Here is an 18,732-nt window from a genome sequence, read left to right as displayed (position 1 = left end):
CTAGACCGTCACGCGCTCGATCGTCTGCACCATCTCGCGCGAGCAGTTCTCGCGGCCCGGCAGGCCCGGGCGCGCCCGCCACAGCGTGTAGGCCTGCAGCTCCATGAGCGGAGCGCCGACCGCGTCCGCCGGCCGGCGCGCGCCCGACGAGGTGAGGATGAGATCCGCCTTGCGCGACCTCCGCACGTGCGGGTAGCTCGTGTTCAGCAGCGGCCGTCGCGAGCACAGCGGCTGCCCGTGGAGCCAGAAGGCCGTCCAGTTCTGCTGCTGCGGGTCGATGTCGAGCCGGATCGAGACGCCGGCCGGGACCGCGGCGTCGACGTCGCGCAGCGCGAGGACGTGCTTCGGGAGCTGGTCGAACGTGTTGCCGAGCTCCTTGTTCGCCGAGCCGAAGGCGCTCGAGAAGAGGACGAGCGCCGCGACCGGGCCCACCCAGCGCTGCCGCGCGCGGGCGAGGCCGACGACCGCGATGGTGAGAGCGAGCGGCGCGACGAAGGCGAGGAGCTTGAAGTGGAAGTAGTAGCCGTACTCCCGCGCCCGGAACCAGGCGGCGAACACGATCGCGAACGCGATGACCCCGAGGAACCCGTTGCGCAGGCCGCGCGGCTGGTCGCGGACGCAGAGCCACACCCCCCAGGCGAGCACGGGCGCGGTGGCGACGAGGAACCACGTCGAGTCCATGCCGAGGAACCACGCCTCCGGGAAGTACCCGAGGAGGTCGCCGCCCCAGTTCTTCAGCGTCACCGTCGGGTCGAAGACGACGTTCGACGCGCTCACGGCCTTCTCGACGACGCCGCGGACGGGGACGAGCGCGACGAGCGCGGCCGGGACGAGCCAGAGGAGCGACTTCGGGCCGCGCCACAGCCACCGCAGCGCGGGGCCGACGCGCCGGCGCTCCGGCCAGAGGAGGATGACGAGCGGGATCGCCGGGATCGGCAGCGCCAGCGGATAGGCGAACGCCAGCACGGCGGTGAACGCGGCGAGGAGCACGAGTCCGCCGCGGGTCCGCTCCTTCACGGCCCACCAGGCGAGGACGAACGCGAACGGCATCGCGAAGAAGCCCCACGTCTGGTTGAAGTACGGGTGCATCACGGTGTGGAGCACCATCCGGTCGAGCCCGACGAGGCCCATCGCGACGAGCGAGACCCATCTCGGCGCGCCGAGCACCTCCCGGCAGAGGAGGTGGAAGCCGAGCGCGCTCAACCCCAGCAGGACGGCCGCGAGCGCCGAGATCGTCTGGAAGACCTCGAGGCCGGCGAGCGTCGCGGTCGCCCCGAGCGCGTAGTAGATCGGCTGCTTCGAGCGCCACACGAGCGGGACGCGGTCGACGGGCTCCTCCGGCGCGATCGCGGTCGGATGGTGGTTCTGGAGGAACATCGCGGTGCCGACCGCGAGGTGCGCGTCCTGGCCCTGGCCGCCGACGGTCGCGAACCCGGCCCGGAAGAGCGGGATGAGCGCGACGCAGCAGAGGAGGAGCGCGATCCACGCCGGCCACGCCGCGGCGCGGAGCGCGAGTCGCGTCGCCGGACGCTCCGGCGGGCGGCCGTGACGGCGCTCGCGCAGCACCGCGACGACGCCGAGCGCGACGCCGCCCGCGAGGACGATCGCGAGGTTGAGCTCGAACGGGACGTAGGCGAACCCGAGCGCGGTCATCGCGAGCGCGCACACGCACGCGCCCACCGGCAGCACCCAGAGGAGCTCGCGCTCGCGCAGCCCCGCGGGGAGGAGGAGACGGGTCGCCCCGAAGCCGCAGACCGCGAAGAGGACGACCGCGGCGAGGATCGCCCGCGCGAGGTCCGGGACGGCGCCGCGCCCGACGACGCCCGCCGCGTCGGCGAGGTTGAGCGCGCCGAGGCCCGCGAGGACGGCGAGGGCCGGCGACGCCCAGCGCCGGGCGCCCGCAGGGACCCACCCCGGGAGATGGGGGGCGACGGCGCGGCTCGCGTCGGCGCTCAGCGGGACGCCTGCTGCCGCGCCCGCGCCTGGAACATGACGCGGCTCACGAACTGCGGGTTCCCCAGCAGGTAGCGACGCCACATCCGCTGCGGCTCGATCGCCAGTCGGAAGATCCATTCGAACCCATTGTCCGACAACCAGGCCGGCGCGCGCGGCGTCCGGCCGGAGACGTAGTCGAAGAGCGCGCCGACCGTCCAGAGGACGTCGGTGTCGATGCGGTCGGCGTGCCGCTCGACCCACATCTCCTGCTTCGGCGAGCCCATCCCGACGAGCACGATGTCGGGGCGCTTCGCGTTGATGTCCTCGATGACCCGATCGTCGTGGGGCGAGCCGGGCTCGAAGTAGCCGTGGTGGGAACCGACGATCCGCAGGCCCGGGTACCAGCGCCGGAGCCGCCGGCTCGCCTCCGCCGCGACCCCCGGCTCGGACCCGAGGAGGTAGAGCGACTGGCCGGCGCTCTCGCAGAGCGACGCGAGGCCCCACACCCAGTCCGCGCCGGTCATGCGGTGCGGGATCTCCGTCTCGAGCGCCTTCGCCGCGAGCCGGACGCCGTACCCGTCGCAGTAGACGAGGTCCGCCGACTCGAGGGCCGAGCGCAGGCCGGGTATCTCCTGCGACTGGTTGAGGACGTGCGCGTTGACGTACATGACGCGCCGCGGGCCGGACCCGTCGCCGACCCAGCCGGTGATCCGGCGCAGGAGCTGCGCGGGCTCGGCGAGGTCGACGGGGATCTCGAAGATCCGCGAGCTCGCGGCCGGCTCCTCCTCTGGGAGCGCGGGCGCCGCGAGCGCGGCGCCTCGTGCGTCGTCGATGACCGTCGTCACTTGGGTTCCTCCCTGCCCGGGCCGCCCCTCACCGGAGGGCATCGTACGCGCCGCGCGGGACGACGGCAACGTACAACCTCCCGCCCGGGGGACGCGCTCTCCCCCGAACGGGCTCGCGTAGGCTCTCCGCGCGATGCGCACCGTCGTCCTCGACGCCCGCGACGCGCACGGGACGCCGCTGCGTGGCTGGGGCCGCCACGTCCTCGAGCTCGAGCGCCACCTCCCCGCCGCGCTCTCTCCGGACCTCGCGCTCCACGCCGTGCGGGAGGGGGGCCCCGGCCCCGAGATCGCCTTCGAGCAGGTCGGCCTCCCGCGGATGCTGCGGCGGATGGGCGCCGCGCTCGTCCACGCGCCCAACTGCTTCCTCCCGCTGCGGCGGCCCTGCCCCGGGGTCGTGACGATCCACGACCTCGCCTTCGAGGCCCATCCGGACGACTTCGCGAGGACGACGGGCGCGAAGTACCGCTGGGTGACCCGCCGGGCCGCGCGCTCCGCCGAGGCCGTCATCTGCGTGAGCGCGTTCACGGCCGACGACGTCGCCGGGCGCTACGGCGTCGACCGCGCGCGGATCCACGTCGTCCCGAACGCCCCGTCCCTCCCGGACGGCGACCTTCCCGCGGGCACCGGGGTGGCCGGGCTCGGCGGCGACGACCGGCCGTATCTCCTCGCGATCGGCGACGTCCGCGCGAAGAAGAACCTCGGCCGCCTCGTCGAGGCGTGGGACGCGCTGCGCCGCGACCCCGCCCACGGCGACCTGCGGCTCGTCCTCGCGGGCACGGGCGGCGAGGACGGGGCGGGCGCCGCTCTCGCCGCGCGGGGCGCGGAGCTCTGCGGCTACGTCGACGACGCGGCGCTCGACGCGCTCCTGCGCGGCGCCGCGGCGCTCGTCCACCCGTCGCTCTACGAGGGCTTCGGCCTCGTCGTCGTCGAGGCGATGGCACGCGGCGTCCCGGTCGTCTGCGCCGACGCCACGGCGCTGCCGGAGACGGCGGGGGGCGCGGCGGTGCTCGTCGACCCCCTGGACGCCGACGCGATCGCCGCCGGGATCGCCGACGCCCTCGGCCGGCGGGACGCGCTCGCGGACGCGGGCCGGCGCCGGGCCGCCGCGTTCTCCTGGGCGGCGACCGCCCGGGCGACGGCCGACGTCTACCGCGGGGTGCTCGCCGCGTGAGGCCTCGCACGACGATCCTCGTCCTCAGCGTCGACGAGGCGCACCGGCTCGAGCACTCGCTCCCGGCGGCGCTCGCCCAGCCCGACGCGGAGGTCGTCGTCATCGACAACGCGTGCACGGATGCGACGCGGGCGCTGTCCGAGCAGCTCGGGGCGCGGGTCGTCCCGCTCGCCGAGCGCCGGAGCTACGCCGCCGCGGTCAACGCCGGGATCACGGCGACGGAGGGGGACGCCGTGCTCCTGCTCAACGCCGACTGCGTCCTGGCCCCCGACTTCCTCGCGGTCGCCCGGCCCGCCCTCGACGCCCCCGGCGTGGGGTCCGTCGCACCGCGGCTCGTCCGTGCGACGGGGATGACGGAGGCCGACCGTCTCGAGGTCCTCGACACCGCCGGGATGCGCGTCGACCGCCGGAGGAAGAACAACCTCGTCGGCCACGGCGACCCGGTCGGCGCGCGGGCGCGCCCCGGGCCGTGCTTCGGCGGCGACGGGGCGTGCGTCCTCTACCGCCGGGAGGTCCTCGACGCCTGCGCGGTGGGCTCGGAGGTCCTCGACGAGGACCTGGCGCTGTGGGCCTCGGACGTCGACCTCGCCTGGCGGGCCCAGCTCCTGGGCTGGACCTGCCGCTACGAGCCCCGGGCCGTCGCGTGGCACGTCCGCTTCTACTCGCCGACGACGCGCGCCGCCCTGTCCCCGGCGCACCGCACGCTGCAGTTCCGCAACCGCCTCCTCATGATCGCGAAGAACGCGACCGCCGCCGATCTCCTGCGCGACCTCCCGCGCCTCCTCGCCTACGAGATCCTCGCGCTCGGCTTCGCGCTCCTCCGCGAGCGCCATCTGCTCCGCGGGTACGTCGAGGCGGCCCGGCTGCTCCCGCAGGCACGCCGCCGTCGTCGCGCGTCGCGCGGTCGCTGGGTCGCCCGGCCCCCGTTCGGGCTCGAGCCCCCGCGCACCGGGTGAGGGCCTACAGCCCGGCGGCGACCGCGTCCGCGTAGACCGCCCACGTCGCGCGGGCCGCGTCCTCCCACGACCACGGCGGCGGTGAGGGGGCGGGGCGCGCCGCGGACTCCCCGGCCGCGAGGAGCCCGGGGATGTCGTCGGTCGCGACGAACGTCGCACGGTCCCCGAGGACCTCGCGGAGCGCGGGGACGTCGCACACCGCGACCGGGGTGCCGCACGCGAGCGCCTCGACGGGCGGGAGGCCGAAGCCCTCGTCGTCGGAGGGGAAGACGAGCGCGGTCGCCGCCGTGTAGATCGCGGCGAGCTCGTCGTCGCTCACGTGCCCGGTGAGCAGGACGCCGGGCTCCTCGGTGAGCTTGTCGGCCCACTCCCGGGCCCGGCCGACGAGGACGAGCGGCAGCTCGCGCGGCGCGCGCACGAGCTCGGTGACGCGCTTGCGCGGGTCGGGATGCTCGAGTCCGCCCACCCACACGAGGTACTCGTCGGGAAGGGAGAAGCGCTCGCGCGCGGCGGCCACCTCGTCGGCGTCCCGGGGACGCATCGAGGGCGCCGGGGCCTCGGCGACGACGACGATCTGCGCGTCGTCGACGTCGAGCCGCTCGCAGACGTCGTCGGCGACCGCGCGCGTCGGGCAGATGATGCGGGTCGCGCGCTGGACGGCGAGATAGCGCAGCCGGAAGCGGACGCCCGTCCGGAGGTACTCGCTGCGTCGCTTGAGCGGGATGACGTCGTGGAGGGTGACGACCTGCGGGACGCCGGGTCGCAGGGCGACGCCGTCGATCCAGGGCGAGTGGTAGACGTCGGCGCGCCGGGGACGGTGCGTCTCCACGATCTCGTCGTCCTCGCCGGCGGTGGTCCCCAGCGCCTCTCGCATGCAGCGGACGTAGCGTCCGATCCCGCGCGGGTCCCCTGCCGCGCGAGCGTCGAACGCGAGCCTCATGCCCGGACCCGGGCGGCGTCGACGAGCGGGCGGAGGAGCTCCTCGACCCGGTCGGCGTAGGCGTCGGCGCCGAAGCGGCGCGCGGCGTCGCGCGCGGCGGCTCCCAGGGTCTCCCGGCGGTCGAGGACGTGCAGGACCGCCTCCGCGAGGGCCTCCGGCGAGGAAGGCTCGACGAGGGCGCCGGTGACGCCGTCGTCGACGACCTCGGGGAGGCCGCCGACCCTCGTCGCGACGACCGGGACGCCGACGGCCATCGCCTCCGAGAGCACGGTGCCGAACGGCTCCTGATGCGACGGGGCGACGAGGACGTCGAGATGCGCCATGACGGCGGGGGCGTCGTCGACCCAGGGCAGATGCTCGACATCCTGGGACGCACGCACGCGCCGAAGATACTCGGGGTCGGTCTCGTAGGGGTCGTCTCCGATGAGGACGACCCGCGCGCCCGGGCGTCGGGCGCGGATGAGGGGCGCCGCCTCGACGAGGTCGAGGACGCCCTTGCGCGGCTCGATGCGGCCGACGAAGCCGACGACCGGGCCCTCCTCGCCGGCGGGACCGCGCGCCGGCCACGGGGCGGGCGCCTGTCCCGGGTCGAGCTCGACGGGGCAGTAGACGACCTGCGCGTCGAGACCCTCGAGCCGCTCCGCGACGGCCTCCGAGTCGGCGAGGACGAGGTCGGCGCGGGCCCAGTGCCGCGGGACGCGGTCGACGACGTCGTGGACGTGGAGGACGGTCGGGTGGCCGCGGAGCGCCGGCAGGAGGCGGCCGCAGACTCCCGAGTTGAGGTAGACGACGTCGTGCTCGCGGGCGAGGCGCCAGGCGCGCGGCCAGGACGCGACGGCGCGCGCGCCCTCGCCGCCCCCGAGCCCTCCGACGTCGAGGCCCGCCCACTCGTGACCGGCGTGGGCGAGCGGCCCGTCGCCCGGCGAGGTGAGCGTGATCTGCCAGCCGCGCTCGCGGAGCCGCTGCGAGAGCCGCAGGAGGCCCACCTCGGCGCCGCCGGGCGCGTCGACCGCGTTGACGCCGAGGAGGCGTGGGGGCGCGTCGCCGGTGACGGTCGTCGCCATGCGGCGAGGGTACGCCACCCGACGCGCCGTCGCCGCGCCCTCGACGCCCGGCCGCGTCGCGGGCTCGCGTAGCCTCCGCGCATGGACGCGCTCCGCGAGGCGGTCTGGCACGGGGTCCCCGCCGATGCGCTCCCCGAGCGCTTCGCCGTCCGCCGGGACTTCCTGCTCGCCCAGGTGCCCGCCGGCGGCCAGGTCCTCGACCTCGGCTGCGGGGACGGCAGGTTCGCCGTCGCCCTCGCCGAGGCGGGTGCGCGCGTCGTCGCCGTCGACGTGAGCGCCGAGGCGGTGCGCCGCGCCCGCGAGCGGATCGACGGGCGTCCCGACGTCGCCGTCCTGCTCGCCCAGGAGGGCGCGCCGCTGCCGCTCGACGAGGACGCGGTGGACCTCGTGTGGGCCGGCGAGACGCTCGAGCACGTCGTCGACCCGGTCGCGCTCCTCGCCGAGGTCCGGCGCGTCCTGCGGTGGGGTGGCGTGCTCGCGCTCACCACGCCCTACCATGGCCGCGTGTCCACGGTCCTCCTCGGCCTCCGCGCCGCCGCGTTCGACCGGCACTTCGACCCGCGCGCCGACCATCTGCGCTTCTTCTCGAAGCGGACGCTGCGCGCCGTCCTCTCCGACGCCGGCTTCTCCGAGGTGGACGTCCGCCCGGCGGGCGGCGTCCCGCTCCTGCGCGCCGCCTTCCACGTCCTCGCGTCTTGACCCGAGCCGGATGCGCGTCCTCGTCGACACCACGTTCGCCCTCCGCGGCCCCTCCGGGACCGGGGTCTACGTCGACCATCTCGTCCGGGCGCTCGACGACGCGGGCGTCGACGTCGTCGAGGCGGCGAACACCTCCCGGCGGGCGCCGGCCGGCGGCGGGTGGCGGAGCGTCGTCAACCTCCTCGCCGACGAGCTCTGGACGAAGGTCGAGCTGCCGCGGCGCGCTCGCGAGGTGCAGGCCGACGTCGTGCACCACCCGCTGCCCGCGTGGAGCCCGCTCGGCCGCACGCCGCAGGTCGTCACCGTGCACGACCTCGCGTTCGAGCGGCTCCCCGAGGCGTTCGACCCCCGCTTCCGCCGGTGGGCGCACCACGCCCATCGCGCCGCCGCCCGCCGCGCGCAGGCCGTCATCGCGGTCTCCGAGACGACCGCCCGGGACGTCCGCGCGCGCTGGGGGGTGCCGGAGGACCGCGTCGTCGTCGCCCGGCACGGGCCTGGCCAGGAGCCGGACGCGACGCGGCCCCGCGAGGACGCGCCGCGGCACCTCCTCTACGTCGGCGACGACGAGCCGCGGAAGAACCTCGGCCTCCTCCTCGCAGCGCACCGGCTCTACGCCGAGGCGGAGCCCGAGGCGCTCCCCCTCGTGCTCGCCGGCACCGCGCGCGTCGCCCAGCCGGGCGTCGACGTCGTCGAGCGCCCCGACGCCGAGGAGCTCACGCGTCTCTTCGCCGGAGCGGCCGCGCTCGTCCATCCGTCGCGGCACGAGGGCTTCGGCCTCACGCCGCTGGAGGCGATGAGCGCGGGGGTGCCGGTCGTCGCGGCGTGCGCCCCGGGCATCACCGAGGTCGTGGGAGACGCCGCGATCCTCGTCGATCCCTACGAGGACGCGCGTGCGCTCGCCTCGACGCTCGGCCGCGTCGCGACCGACGAGCGCCTGCGCCGGGACCTCAGCGAGCGCGGCCGGCGGCGGGCAGCGGAGTTCTCGTGGGCACGCAGCGCGCGCGAACACGTCAGGGCCTATACCCTCGCGATCGAGGTCGGAGTGCACGGACGATGAGAGTGGCCATCCTGGGGACGCGGGGCATCCCCGCGTCGTACAGCGGATTCGAGACCGCCGCGGAGCAGCTCGCCTCGCGGCTCACCGAGCGCGGCCACGAGGTCGTCGTCTACTGCCGCCCGCACGTCGTCGACCGGCGCCTCACCGAGTGGAAGGGCGCGCGCCTCGTCCACCTGCCGACGCTGCGCAACAAGTACCTCGACACCTTCACGCACACGTTCCTGTCGAGCGTCCACGCGGCGCGCACGCTGCGGCCCGACGTCGCCCTCTTCTTCATCGCCGGCAACAGCCCGATGTGCCTCGTCACGCGTTGGGCGGGCATCCCGACGGTCATCAACGTCGACGGGCTCGACTCCGACCGCTCGAAGTGGCCGTCGACCGCGAAGCGGTACCTGCGCTTCGCCGAGCGCAACGCCCCGCGGTGGGCGGATCGGGCCCTCACCGACTCGCACGCGGTCGCCGACATCTTCGAGCAGCGCTACGGGCGCCGGATCGGCGTCGTCCCCTACGGCGTCGACGACCCCGGCCACGACGGCACCGAGACGCTCGAGCGCCTCGGCCTCGAGCCGCGGCGCTACGTCCTCTTCGTCGGCCGGCTGGAGCCGGAGAACAACCCGCACGTCCTGGTGGACGCGTTCGCGCGCATCTCGTCGGAGCGGGCACGCGACATGAAGCTCGTCGTCGTCGGCGGCGCGCCGTACGCCGACGAGTACATCACCCAGGTCCACCGCAAGGGCGACCCGCGCGTCGTCTTCCCCGGCTACGTGTTCGGGCGCGGCTACTGGGAGCTGCAGCGGCACGCCTACGTCTTCTGCGCGCCGACCGAGGTCGGGGGGACGCACCCCGTCATCCTCGAGGCGCTCGCCGCCGGCAACTGCGTCATCGTCAACGACCACGCGCCGAACGTCGAGACCGTCGGGGACGCGGGGCTCACGTTCTCGGGCAGCCGCGGCGTCGAGTCGCTCGCCGAGCGCCTCACGGAGGCGTTCGACAACCCCGAGATGGTCGCCCGCTACCGGGAGCGCGCCCTCGAGCGCGCGCGGCGCTACTCCTGGGACGCGGTGACCGACGAGTACGAGGCTCTCCTCCACGAGGTCGCCGCCGCGGGCGGTCCCGGTCCGCTGCCGGACGCGCTCGTGGACAAGGACGCCCCGGCGCCCGTCGTCGCCGAGCCGGCGGGCGAGCTGGGCTGAACCCGGCCCCGCGCGCCGCGCGGCGCGGCGCGCGGCGCGCGGGGGCGCCTCGAACGTCGATCCTCACCCCCGGCGGTGCTCGAACGTCGATCCTCACCCCGGCCGAGGGGTGCTCGAACGTCGATCTTCACCCCCGCGGGGCTCGAACGTCGAGGAGCACCCCCGGGAGGGGGTCCTCATCGACGTTCGACCCGGGAGGGGGTGCTCATCGACGTCGGACCCAGCAGGGGGGGTCCTCATCGACGTTCGACCCGGGCTCGGGGCCGCGCGGCGGCCCCGAGCGCCCCGTCGCCTACTTCGACCGCACCGAGAACCGCGCGTGGCGGCTGCGGACGGTCTCGCCCTGCTGGTCCTTCCAGACGAGGCGGACGTGGCCGGACCGGCGGACCTTGACCTTCGTCTCGAAGTAGCCCTTGCGGCGCTTCACGGTGACGCGCTTCACGCGGCGCCACTTCGCGCCCTTGCGGCGGTCGCGCACCTGGATGTCGACCTTCGTGCGCTCCCCCTCGGTCGCGGCCCGGACGAGGCCCCACACTCGCAGGCGGCTGCCGCGGCGGACGCGGTCGCGCGGCAGGTAGACGGGCAGCCGGTACGCGTCGTAGGCCGGCTTGCGCTTCCCCTCGAAGGAGACGAGGCCGGTCTGGAAGGTCGAGCCGAACGCCTCGCGCCGGGTCGTCGCCTCGATCGGCCGGTCGTCGGCGAGGAGGAACTGGGCGTGGGCCCGCACCGTCGAGTCGCGCGCGGTGCGGTACTCCGCCTCGTTGAGGTACGCGGCCTGCTTCGAGCGCGACACGCCGGTCGGATCGGGCGGGTCGGTCTGGTAGCCGTACTCGGTGATGAAGAGCGGGACGTACTTCCGCCCCTTCGGGATCTTCTGACCGTGCCGCTTGAAGACGCGCCGCAGGAGCTGGTGCATCTCGTCGAGGTTCGCGATCGTGAAGAAGTCGTCGTCCTTCGGGTCCTTGCCGGGCGCGAAGGTGAGCTCGTACGGGTGGTGCGCCCACCCGCTCACGGCGAACAGGTTCGGATGCGCGGCGACGAACGCCTCGGCGGCCTCCTGGCGCGACTTCCCGCCCGGGCACTGGCGGACCTCCGCGGCGGTGCCGCGGTACGGGCGCAGCTTGCTGTCGAGGCAGTAGAGCTGGCGGATGAAGCGCCCGGGCTTCAGCGAGCGCGTCTGCCCGCGGACGTTGAGCCCCTTCGGCGCGGTCTCGCCGATGAGGATCGAGTCGGAGCCGTGGCCCGTCTCGCGCAGCGCCGCGACGCCCTTGTCGACGAGGGCGCGATAGAGGTAGGGCGCCGCCTCGATCTGGTCCTCGCCGTCGGGCGAGGGCACCCACTGCGGGGTCAGCCAGCCGGCCTGGTTGGGCTCGTTCCAGATCGACCAGTCGTCGACGCGCGGGACCGCCGGCGGGGCGGGGCTGATGCCCGGCTGGACGTAGGAGCCGTCGAAGCGACGGCCGACCGCCTTCACGAAGAGGCCGAACTCGTCGGCGTTCGGCATGAACGTCGGCTCGATGTCCTCGCGGTCGGGCACGCCGGTCGCCCACTTCGGCGCCGGGCTCGTGATGCTGAACGCGACGTTGATGCCGCGTGCCTTCGCGAGCCGGACGACCGTGTCGTAGCGGTCCCACGCCCCGGTCGAGTACTGGTTCGGGTCGGTGGCGTCGAAGCCCGGCTTCTCCCGCTGGCCGGGGGACGGCGCGACGGTCGCCCAGAACACGCTCACGCGGATCCGGTCGACGCCGAGGCGCGTGAGCTCGTCGAGCGTGGCCGCGACCTGGTCGGGCGGGCTGAAGATGAGCTTGTTGTCGTCCTGGAACGTCGACTCCTGGACGAGGCTCGCGGAGGCCGGGGACGGCGCGGCGGCGAGGCCGGCGCAGCTCGCGGCGACCGCGAGCAGGGCGAGGCGACGCCGCGCACGGGCGCGGGGCGGGGCGGTGCGGATCACGGCTGTTCGGGACCTGTCGTCTCGGGGGCGGGGGTCGGTGCGGCGGGTGCCGGCGTCGCGCTCGGCGCGGGCGCGCCCGCGCCGGCGAGGCGGCGCTGGGCGAGCAGGAAGAGCTCGGTGCCCCGGCCCGATCGCGGGTCGAGGTAGAGCGCGGGGCCGAGGAAGCTCAGGGCACGGCGCGGATCGTCGACCGCGGTGAGATTGAACTCCGCGAGCCGGATCCACGGCGCGGCGTTGGACGGCTGCAGTCGCACTGCCTCCTCCAACGCATCGCGCGCGGCGTCCTTGCGGCCCGCGGCGAGTTCGACCGCGCCGAGATCGAACAGCGGCTCCACGGAGAGCGGATTCCGGTCGATCGCGGCGCGGGCCTTCTCACGCGCCTCGTCGAACCGCTGCTCGTCGAGCAGCTCGAGGGCGGCGCGGCTCGCGGCCGCGCTCCGCTGAGGCTGCCAGGTCTGCCACGCCGCGACGAGCGCGAGGAGGACGACGCCGATCGCGGCGGCGAGCCGGCGCCGGTCGCGGGCGCCCTCGCGGACGCGCTGCGCGACCGACGGGGCTGACGGGGCGGCGACATCGTGCGACGAGACCCCGGGAGCGGAACCCAGCGGCCCACGTCCCGCCACCCAGCCCGCGCAGAGGAGCGCGAGGATCGCGAGGCCGGGGACGAACCACGTGAAGTCGAGGAACGAGTGGACCCCGAAGACGACGGCGATCGACGCGAGGGTGAACAGGCCGACGCGCTCGGCGTCGAACTGCTCCCGGGTGAAGCCGCGGTGGAGGCCGAGCGTCCGCCTCGCGGCGAGGAGCCAGGCGATGAGCGCCGCGAGGCTCGCACCGAGACCGAGGAGGCCGAGGTCCGCTGCGGTCTGCGGCACGTAGCCGTGCGCGTGGCGGACCGCGAGGTCGTCGTTGCGGAAACGCGGACGCACGGTCGCGTACCCGCCCGCGCCGACGCCCTTCCACGGCGCCTCGTCGAAGATCTTGAAGCCCTGGTCCCAGTACCGCGCGCGGACGCTGCCGACGGCGGTGAGGCGGCCGGGGTCGTTGGCCGGGAGCCTCGCGTCGGGATCGGTGAGCTTCGTGACGCTGTCGCTGATCGTGCCGCCGAGGCCCCTGTCGCTCCCGAGGAGGGCGCCGGCCACGACGAAGGGGACGAGCGAGAGCGCGACGAGGACGGCCGTCCCCGCCGTCCGGCGCTCCTGCGGCCGCAGCGGCCGACGCGCGGCGAAGAAGAGCGAGGCGAGGCCCGCGACGGTGAGCAGCCCGACGAGGACGAGGACGGCGAGTCCGAGCTGGTGGCCGGCCGTCTCGCGGACGGCCAGGGGGACGTCGTCCTCGGTGAGGGCGTCCTGGGCGAACGCCCAGATCGCGACGAGCCCCGAGAGGACCCCGGCGATGCCGAGCGCCGCGACGGCGCGGAGCCGCAGCGGCACGCAGAGGAGGAAGAGCGCCGCGCCGATCCCCGCCGCGGCGAGCGAGCCGCGGGAGTACGCCAGCAGCATCGCGAGGAGGAGGATCCCGAGCGCGGGGTAGGCGAGCGCGCCGAGCGCCTGGTGGCCGTGACGCCGCGAGGCGAGCCAGAGCGCGCCGGGGACGCCGAGGGCGGCCATGAGACCGACGCTGTTCCAGTAGCCGAAGGGCTCGCTGAGGCGCGCGAACGTCTCGTTCTCGGCCGGGAAGATCTTCGAGAGCAGCGCGATCGCCGAGACGACCGTCGCGCACAGCACGGTCGCGCCGATGAGCGCGCCCCAGCGGTGCGGCGCGATGCGCGCGAGCGCGAGTCCGGCGGCGAACGCCGCGAGGTACGTGAACGTCCGGTTGGCCTCGATCCACGCGTCCGACGGGTTGACCGCCCAGAGGATCGACAGCGCGGTGACGACGGCGAGAGCGACGACCGCGAGGGCGGCCGTCGCGCCGTGGAGGCGCTCACCGCGGTGATGGAGGATCGCGGCGGCGACGAGGAGGCCGGCCGCGATCTGCACCGCGATCGCGACCGTCGTGAGGGGGCCGAGTCGGAAGCCGCCGGCCGCGTGGAGGGTGATCGCGACGAGGGCGGCGCCGAGGACGAGGGTCCAGCGCGTCTCCGGCCGCACGGCGGGGAGGCGCTCGCGGACGTCCCCGAGACGGCCCGCGCCTCCGAGGCGTGGCAGCCGCGGCGCGCTCGGCGCCGCGCGGGGCGGCTCAGGCGCGACCGGGGTGGACACGGGACCTCAGGCCGAGCGCGCTGCCGCCGAGGACGCCGAGGCCGAGCAGCGCGAGCATGACGATGAGCGGGGTCGGCATGCCGGAGGTCGACGAGAGGTCGCTGGCCCCGACGTTGCCCGGCTTCACGAGGCGTCCGCCGACGTCGGCGCCGGCGCTTCCGGTGGCCGTCGCGTTCGCGATCGCGCCTCGCTCCTGCGGCGTCGCGTTCGCGAGCGCCTCCTCGGTGACGCTGAGGTCGTCGTTGGCGCCGGCCGGAGGCACGGCGCCGCCGGTCGTCCCGCCGCCGCCACCGGGGCCGGCGGGCGCCGCGCCGCCGCCGCCGGAGTCCGAGCCGCCCGAGCTCGCGCGACCCGCCTGGGCCCGCCGGATGACCTCGCGGCAGTTCGTGTACTCGTCGAGGTCCGTCGGGATGTTCTCGAGGGCGTCGGCGTACTCGGACTGCGAGTACTTGTCGTCGAGGCGCCCGTTGTCGTTGCAGTCGCTGAGGACGTCTTCACCGCTGGCGTGGGCCGCCGTCGCGGGGACGAGGAGCAGCGTGCTGAGCGTGGCGAGCAGGATGCGTCGAAGGAAGTGGCGCATGGCACCCAGAGGGGGGTCGGAGGCACGGATCCGCGCGGACGCGGGGGCGACCCGGTCAAGAAGCCTACCGCAGAGGACGGAATTCCCGCTCAGGCGGCGGCGCAAACTCGCCTCGCGGTGTCGATCGCCGCTGCCATGCCCGCCGCCCACGCGTCGAAGGTGTAGGGACGCACGTCGCGCCGGGCATGGCGGCCGAGCTCCCGCCGGAGCGCGGGCTCGGCGAGCTCGCGGAGCGCGGAGACGAGCGCCGCGGGGTCGCCGGCCGGCACGACGCGGCCGTTGCGGCCGTCGCGCACGAGGCCGCCGGCGGCGGCCCCGACCATGTCGGAGGAGATGACGGGAAGGCCCTGGTGCATCGCTTCGTTGACGACGAGCGCCCACGGTTCGCGGAAGCCGCGCGTCGCGAGCGACGGTACGACCAGAACGTCCGAACCCGCCAGGAAGTTGCGCACCTCGGCCGGATCGGCGGGCCCGTGCGCCGTCGTCGACGGGGGCAGCGCGCGGCCGCCGCGCGCCGATCGCGCCTCCTCGGCGTCGACCCCCACGAGGCGCAGCGCGGCGTCCCCGGGCCGATCGCGCTCCCAGGCGTCGAGGAGGACGCGCAGGCCCTTCGCCGGGTCCGCGCGGCCGACCCAGACCGCCGTGTAGCCGGCCTCGCGCGTCGCGGGGGCGGGGGCCGGGGCCGACCAGAACCCCTGGTCGACGGCCTGCGGGGCGACGTGGATGGCGCGGGCGCCCAGCCGCCGCGCGTGGGCGGCGACGTGCGGACCGTAGACGGCGACCGCCCCGGCGCCCCGGTGGACCGCCCGCATGAGCGGGATCGCGGCGACGTGCGCCGGCGTCCTCAGCGTCGCCCACAGCGCGCTCCAGAGGACGAACGGCGTGCCGCTGCGGCGCGCGCCGGCCCACGCCCCCGGGAGCGCGAGGCGCCCCGCGGTGCCGCAGACGACCGCCGCGTGCTCGCCGGCGGCCGCGAGGCGGCGGATCTCGCCCTGGCGGACGCGACGGTGCGGGACGCCGGGATCCTCGACGCCCTCGGTCGCGTGGTGCGAGCGGCCGCCGAAGAGGGCGAGCTCGAGCGGGACGCGGGCGTGGAGCGCGGCGAACGCGCCCGCCCGCTCGGGCGGCACGTGGTTCGTGACGACGAGGACCGGGGCGGTCACGCGAGGACCGGCTCCCTGTCGAGCGCCTCCTCGTAGGCGGCGACGGTCGCCTCGCCGCAGCGCTCCCAGGTGAACGACGCCGCGACCGTGGCGCGCGCCAGGCGCCCGAGCCGCCCCAGGTCGTCGCGGTCGGCGAAGAGCTCGTCGATCTGGGCGGCGAGGGCCTCGACGTCGCCCGGCGGGACGAGCGCGAGGCCGTCACCGACCGCGGCGATCTCCGCCGGGCCCGGCTCGCCGAGGGACGCGATCGCCGGGACGCCGCCGGCCATCGCCTCGACGTAGGCGACCCCGAAGGCCTCGTCGATCGACGGCATGACGAAGAGGTCGGCGCTGTGGGCGAGCGTCACCGCCTCCTCGTGCGGCTTCTGCCCGACGAGATCGACGCGGTCGCCGAGCCCGAGGGAGTCGGCGAGCGCGCGCAGCGCGTCCCGCTCCGGGCCGTCGCCGACGACGACGTAGCGGAGGTCGGGGTGGCGGTCGCGGAGGAGCCACATCGCGCGGATGACGTCGCCGTGGCGCTTGCGACCGACGAGGTGGGCGACGGTGACGATGGTCGGATGCGCCGGCCGGCGGGGCGTCGTGGGAGGGACGTCCGCTCCGAGCCGCACGACGCGGACGCGATCCTCGGGTGCGCCGGCCTTCTCGGCGGCGCGCGCGGTCCCGAAGGAGTTCGCGAGGACGAGGCGTGCGTGGCGGAAGGCGGCGGCGACCTGGTCCGCGCCCCGGGAGCCGTGGAAGCGCGGGGCGGTGAAGTAGACGTCGCCGCCGTGGACGGAGACGACGAGCGGGGTGGTCGGCGTCGCGCGCCTCACGGCATCGGCGGCCGGGACGGCGTTGTGGGCGTGGACGAGGTCGAACGGGAACTCGGCGGCGACCCGTGTGAGCGCGCGTCGCAGGGGCGGCGCGGCCCAGCGTCCCCAGGTCCCGTAGCTGCGCTGGCGCGGCGGGCTCACGAACGGGACGTAGCGGACGCGGAGGCCGTCGAGGACGAGCTCGCGGGGGTGGCGCCACAGGTCGAGCGTCGCGAGCGGGAGCCGCGCCCGCGGCGTCGCGGCGGGCGGCACGACGCGATGGAGGACGAGCACCTCGACCTCGGCCCCGGCGGCGCGCGCCGCGAGCGCCTGACGGTGGGCCCATATCCCGAGGACCGGGTCGTTCTCGCGCGGATAGAACTCCGCGACGACGAGGACCCTCACGTCGATCCGCCGGTCCCGGGGCCGCGCTCGTAGCGATGCTCGGACAGCGTGCGGACCTCGTCGCGGCGCACGTAGGGGCGTGCGGCGAGGAACGCGCGGGCCTCGGCGACCGCCTCCTCGCGGGGGTAGGTGTCGGCGACCGAACGCAGCGTGTGCCCCACGGGGACGGCGTCCACGATCCCGATCGGCCATCCGTTCGCGCGGGCGAGCGCGCTCCAGTGCGCGTCGAGGCCCCAGCCCATCCGGACGTCGGGGAAGGGGAGGAGCGCGCCGAAGGTGTCGCGGTGGAACGCGGTGACGGGGCCGATCTCGGCGAACGTCGTCTCGCGCCAGTCGGCCCGCCCGTCGCGGCGGCGCGTGATCTCCCAGGCGGCGTGGGACGCGAGGCGCTGCGCCGGCTGCGCGATCCGCAGGCCGCCGGCCTCGCAGCAGAGGAGGAGGACGTCGAGGAAGCCGGCGGGGAGGTCGACGTCGTCGTCGACGACGACGAGCCAGTCGAAGCGGTCGATCGGCGCCTCACGCAGGAGCGCGTTGAGGTTCTCGAACTTGCCGGCACCCGCGCTCACCCGCGTGCGGACCTCGACGTCGTGGTGCGAGCGGGCGAGCTCGGCGTGCGTGTGCGCCATCGTCGTCGGCTGGTCGGGGCTCTCGACCCCGATCGCGAGGACGCGGCGGACCGGCCGGCGCAGGGCCTCCTCGCGCAGCTCGCGGCGCCGCCGTGCCGTGCGCCGGTCGAGGCGCGCGTCGGCGAGGCGACGCAGGACCGCCCGGCGCCCGCCGACGACGCCGCTCGTCCCAGCGAGGAAGTCCTCGGCGCCGCCGGCGGGCGGCGCGTCGTGGCGGGGGTGGAGCTCGGCGAGCGCCTCGCGCACCCGTCCGGCGCTGTGCGCGGCGAGGACGGGCCCGTTCATGCAGGCGCGGCGCGGGCCGTGCGCGAGGCAGCCGGCCAGGACGCGGAGCTCGGCGCGCAGCGACGGGTTCGTGCGCTTGAAGACGTCGAACCGCCGGCTGGCGCGCCCTCGCCGGAAGGCGAACCGGCAGAGCTCCCGCAGCCGGGCGTCGTCGCCCGCCCGGCGGTGGTCGAGCCCGGCGCCCGGGACGTACCGGATGCGGCCGCCGGCGGCACGCAGCCGGTCCTGCCACTCCTGCTCGTCCCCGGCGTTCTCGAGGTGGCCGCCCTCGTCGAAGCGGCCGGCGCGCGCGAACGCGCTGCGGCGGATCGCCATGTTCGCGCCCCACGCGTGCGGGACGTCGCGCTCGGCGGGGCCGTGGTCGGTCGTCGTGATCGGCGCGTTCTCCCGGCCGCACATGCGGAAGGCGTGGCCCTCGAAGCGGGCGCGGATCGGGCCCGTCAGCACGCCGACCTCGTCGGGGAGCGCGGCGGCGGCGTCGAGGAGCGCGGCGAGCCAGCCGTCGTCGACGCGGACGTCGTCGTCGACGAACACGACGAGCTCCGCGGGCGCGGTGACCTCGACGCCGAGGTTGCGGGCCGCGTTGAGGCCTCCCGGAGGAGGCGTGGGGACGTACCGGGCGCCGTGCCGTGAGGCCGCCTCGCGCGTGCCGGGATCCGTCCCGTCGTCGACGACGACGATCTCGGCGCCGACGGCGTCGGCCTGCGGACGCAGCGAGGCGAGCGCGACGTCGAGGTAGCCGGGGCGCCCGACGGTGGGGATGACGATCGCGGCGCTCGGCCGGGCGGGTGCGGGAGGCGGCGGCATGCGGGCGTGCGGGATTCTCCCGCACGAGGGGTCTCGTCCGTCCGCGCCCTACGCTTCGCG

General features: G+C 75.8%; 15 protein-coding genes. 5 read left to right on the top strand and 10 right to left on the bottom strand.

Features of this window, described 5'->3' with window-relative positions:
* Positions 1-2,037 (bottom strand): hypothetical protein, encoded by a 2,037-nt coding sequence (locus ACME2J_RS01100; protein ID WP_495543011.1) that lies wholly within the window; start codon positions 2,035-2,037, stop codon positions 1-3.
* Positions 1,953-2,780, bottom strand: a complete 828-nt coding sequence (locus ACME2J_RS01095) for a WecB/TagA/CpsF family glycosyltransferase (protein ID WP_495543010.1) — start codon at positions 2,778-2,780, stop codon at positions 1,953-1,955. Before ACME2J_RS01095 ends, ACME2J_RS01100 begins: the two co-directional genes overlap by 85 nt.
* Before the next feature lie 133 nt (positions 2,781-2,913).
* On the opposite strand from ACME2J_RS01095, the gene ACME2J_RS01090 reads away from it, so the two are divergent.
* Both ACME2J_RS01090 and ACME2J_RS01085 read left to right on the top strand, forming a co-directional pair.
* Positions 2,914-3,951: a glycosyltransferase family 4 protein gene (locus tag ACME2J_RS01090; protein WP_495543009.1), complete on the top strand. Its 1,038-nt coding sequence runs from the start codon at positions 2,914-2,916 to the stop codon at positions 3,949-3,951.
* Positions 3,948-4,907 (top strand): glycosyltransferase family 2 protein, encoded by a 960-nt coding sequence (locus ACME2J_RS01085; RefSeq protein WP_495543008.1) that lies wholly within the window; start codon positions 3,948-3,950, stop codon positions 4,905-4,907. Before ACME2J_RS01090 ends, ACME2J_RS01085 begins: the two co-directional genes overlap by 4 nt.
* Positions 4,908-4,911: 4 nt before the next feature.
* Here the strand turns inward: ACME2J_RS01085 and ACME2J_RS01080 are convergent, their stop codons facing one another.
* A complete protein-coding gene (locus tag ACME2J_RS01080) occupies positions 4,912-5,781 on the bottom strand; it encodes a glycosyltransferase family 4 protein (RefSeq protein ID WP_495543007.1) in 870 nt (289 codons plus the stop codon).
* Positions 5,782-5,843: 62 nt separating this feature from the next.
* Positions 5,844-6,911 (bottom strand): glycosyltransferase family 4 protein, encoded by a 1,068-nt coding sequence (locus ACME2J_RS01075; RefSeq protein ID WP_495543006.1) that lies wholly within the window; start codon positions 6,909-6,911, stop codon positions 5,844-5,846.
* Between the two features lie 81 nt (positions 6,912-6,992).
* On the opposite strand from ACME2J_RS01075, the gene ACME2J_RS01070 reads away from it, so the two are divergent.
* From ACME2J_RS01070 to ACME2J_RS01060, 3 genes are read left to right on the top strand one after another with little or no spacing between them, the layout of a single operon-like run.
* Complete coding sequence (locus ACME2J_RS01070) at positions 6,993-7,610, top strand: class I SAM-dependent methyltransferase (RefSeq protein WP_495543005.1); 618 nt, start codon at positions 6,993-6,995, stop codon at positions 7,608-7,610.
* Positions 7,611-7,620: 10 nt separating this feature from the next.
* On the top strand, positions 7,621-8,667 hold the full coding sequence (locus ACME2J_RS01065) for a glycosyltransferase family 4 protein (RefSeq protein ID WP_495543004.1): 1,047 nt from the start codon (positions 7,621-7,623) through the stop codon (positions 8,665-8,667).
* A complete protein-coding gene (locus ACME2J_RS01060) occupies positions 8,664-9,860 on the top strand; it encodes a glycosyltransferase (protein WP_495543003.1) in 1,197 nt (398 codons plus the stop codon). Before ACME2J_RS01065 ends, ACME2J_RS01060 begins: the two co-directional genes overlap by 4 nt.
* A 292-nt stretch (positions 9,861-10,152) precedes the next feature.
* On the opposite strand, the gene ACME2J_RS01055 is transcribed toward ACME2J_RS01060, so the two are convergent.
* From ACME2J_RS01055 to ACME2J_RS01030, 6 genes are all read right to left on the bottom strand, one after another.
* Entirely contained in the window at positions 10,153-11,811 is a 1,659-nt protein-coding gene (locus ACME2J_RS01055; protein ID WP_495543002.1) for a hypothetical protein, read from the bottom strand.
* Complete coding sequence (locus ACME2J_RS01050) at positions 11,808-14,015, bottom strand: O-antigen ligase family protein (RefSeq protein WP_495543001.1); 2,208 nt, start codon at positions 14,013-14,015, stop codon at positions 11,808-11,810. Before ACME2J_RS01050 ends, ACME2J_RS01055 begins: the two co-directional genes overlap by 4 nt.
* Positions 13,993-14,595 (bottom strand): hypothetical protein, encoded by a 603-nt coding sequence (locus tag ACME2J_RS01045; protein WP_495543000.1) that lies wholly within the window; start codon positions 14,593-14,595, stop codon positions 13,993-13,995. The genes ACME2J_RS01050 and ACME2J_RS01045 overlap by 23 nt, the downstream gene beginning before the upstream one ends.
* Before the next feature lie 89 nt (positions 14,596-14,684).
* The gene (locus ACME2J_RS01040) at positions 14,685-15,758 is read right to left on the bottom strand and encodes a glycosyltransferase family 4 protein (RefSeq protein WP_495542999.1); all 1,074 of its coding nucleotides are present in this window, start codon (positions 15,756-15,758) and stop codon (positions 14,685-14,687) included.
* Positions 15,755-16,954: a glycosyltransferase gene (locus ACME2J_RS01035; RefSeq protein WP_495542998.1), complete on the bottom strand. Its 1,200-nt coding sequence runs from the start codon at positions 16,952-16,954 to the stop codon at positions 15,755-15,757. The genes ACME2J_RS01040 and ACME2J_RS01035 overlap by 4 nt, the downstream gene beginning before the upstream one ends.
* Positions 16,951-18,672 carry a glycosyltransferase family 2 protein gene (locus ACME2J_RS01030; RefSeq protein ID WP_495542997.1) on the bottom strand — a complete coding sequence of 574 codons (1,722 nt, stop codon included), beginning with the start codon at positions 18,670-18,672 and terminating at the stop codon, positions 16,951-16,953. The genes ACME2J_RS01035 and ACME2J_RS01030 overlap by 4 nt, the downstream gene beginning before the upstream one ends.
* Positions 18,673-18,732 lie beyond the last annotated feature (60 nt).

This window comes from Paraconexibacter sp. (assembly GCF_059438195.1).
The sequence above is the reverse complement of the archived record's forward strand: the minus strand, read 5'-3'. Positions and strand labels throughout refer to the sequence as shown.

Bases quoted from the DNA above. Each gene is read 5' to 3' on its own strand.
- ACME2J_RS01065 (WP_495543004.1), top strand. From the start codon at position 7,621: ATGCGCGTCCTCGTCGACACCACGTTCGCCCTCCGCGGCCCCTCCGGG.
- ACME2J_RS01045 (WP_495543000.1), bottom strand. From the start codon at position 14,595: ATGCGCCACTTCCTTCGACGCATCCTGCTCGCCACGCTCAGCACGCTG.
- ACME2J_RS01060 (WP_495543003.1), top strand. From the start codon at position 8,664: ATGAGAGTGGCCATCCTGGGGACGCGGGGCATCCCCGCGTCGTACAGC.
- ACME2J_RS01030 (WP_495542997.1), bottom strand. From the start codon at position 18,672: ATGCCGCCGCCTCCCGCACCCGCCCGGCCGAGCGCCGCGATCGTCATC.
- ACME2J_RS01090 (WP_495543009.1), top strand. From the start codon at position 2,914: ATGCGCACCGTCGTCCTCGACGCCCGCGACGCGCACGGGACGCCGCTG.
- ACME2J_RS01075 (WP_495543006.1), bottom strand. From the start codon at position 6,911: ATGGCGACGACCGTCACCGGCGACGCGCCCCCACGCCTCCTCGGCGTC.
- ACME2J_RS01080 (WP_495543007.1), bottom strand. From the start codon at position 5,781: ATGCGAGAGGCGCTGGGGACCACCGCCGGCGAGGACGACGAGATCGTG.
- ACME2J_RS01070 (WP_495543005.1), top strand. From the start codon at position 6,993: ATGGACGCGCTCCGCGAGGCGGTCTGGCACGGGGTCCCCGCCGATGCG.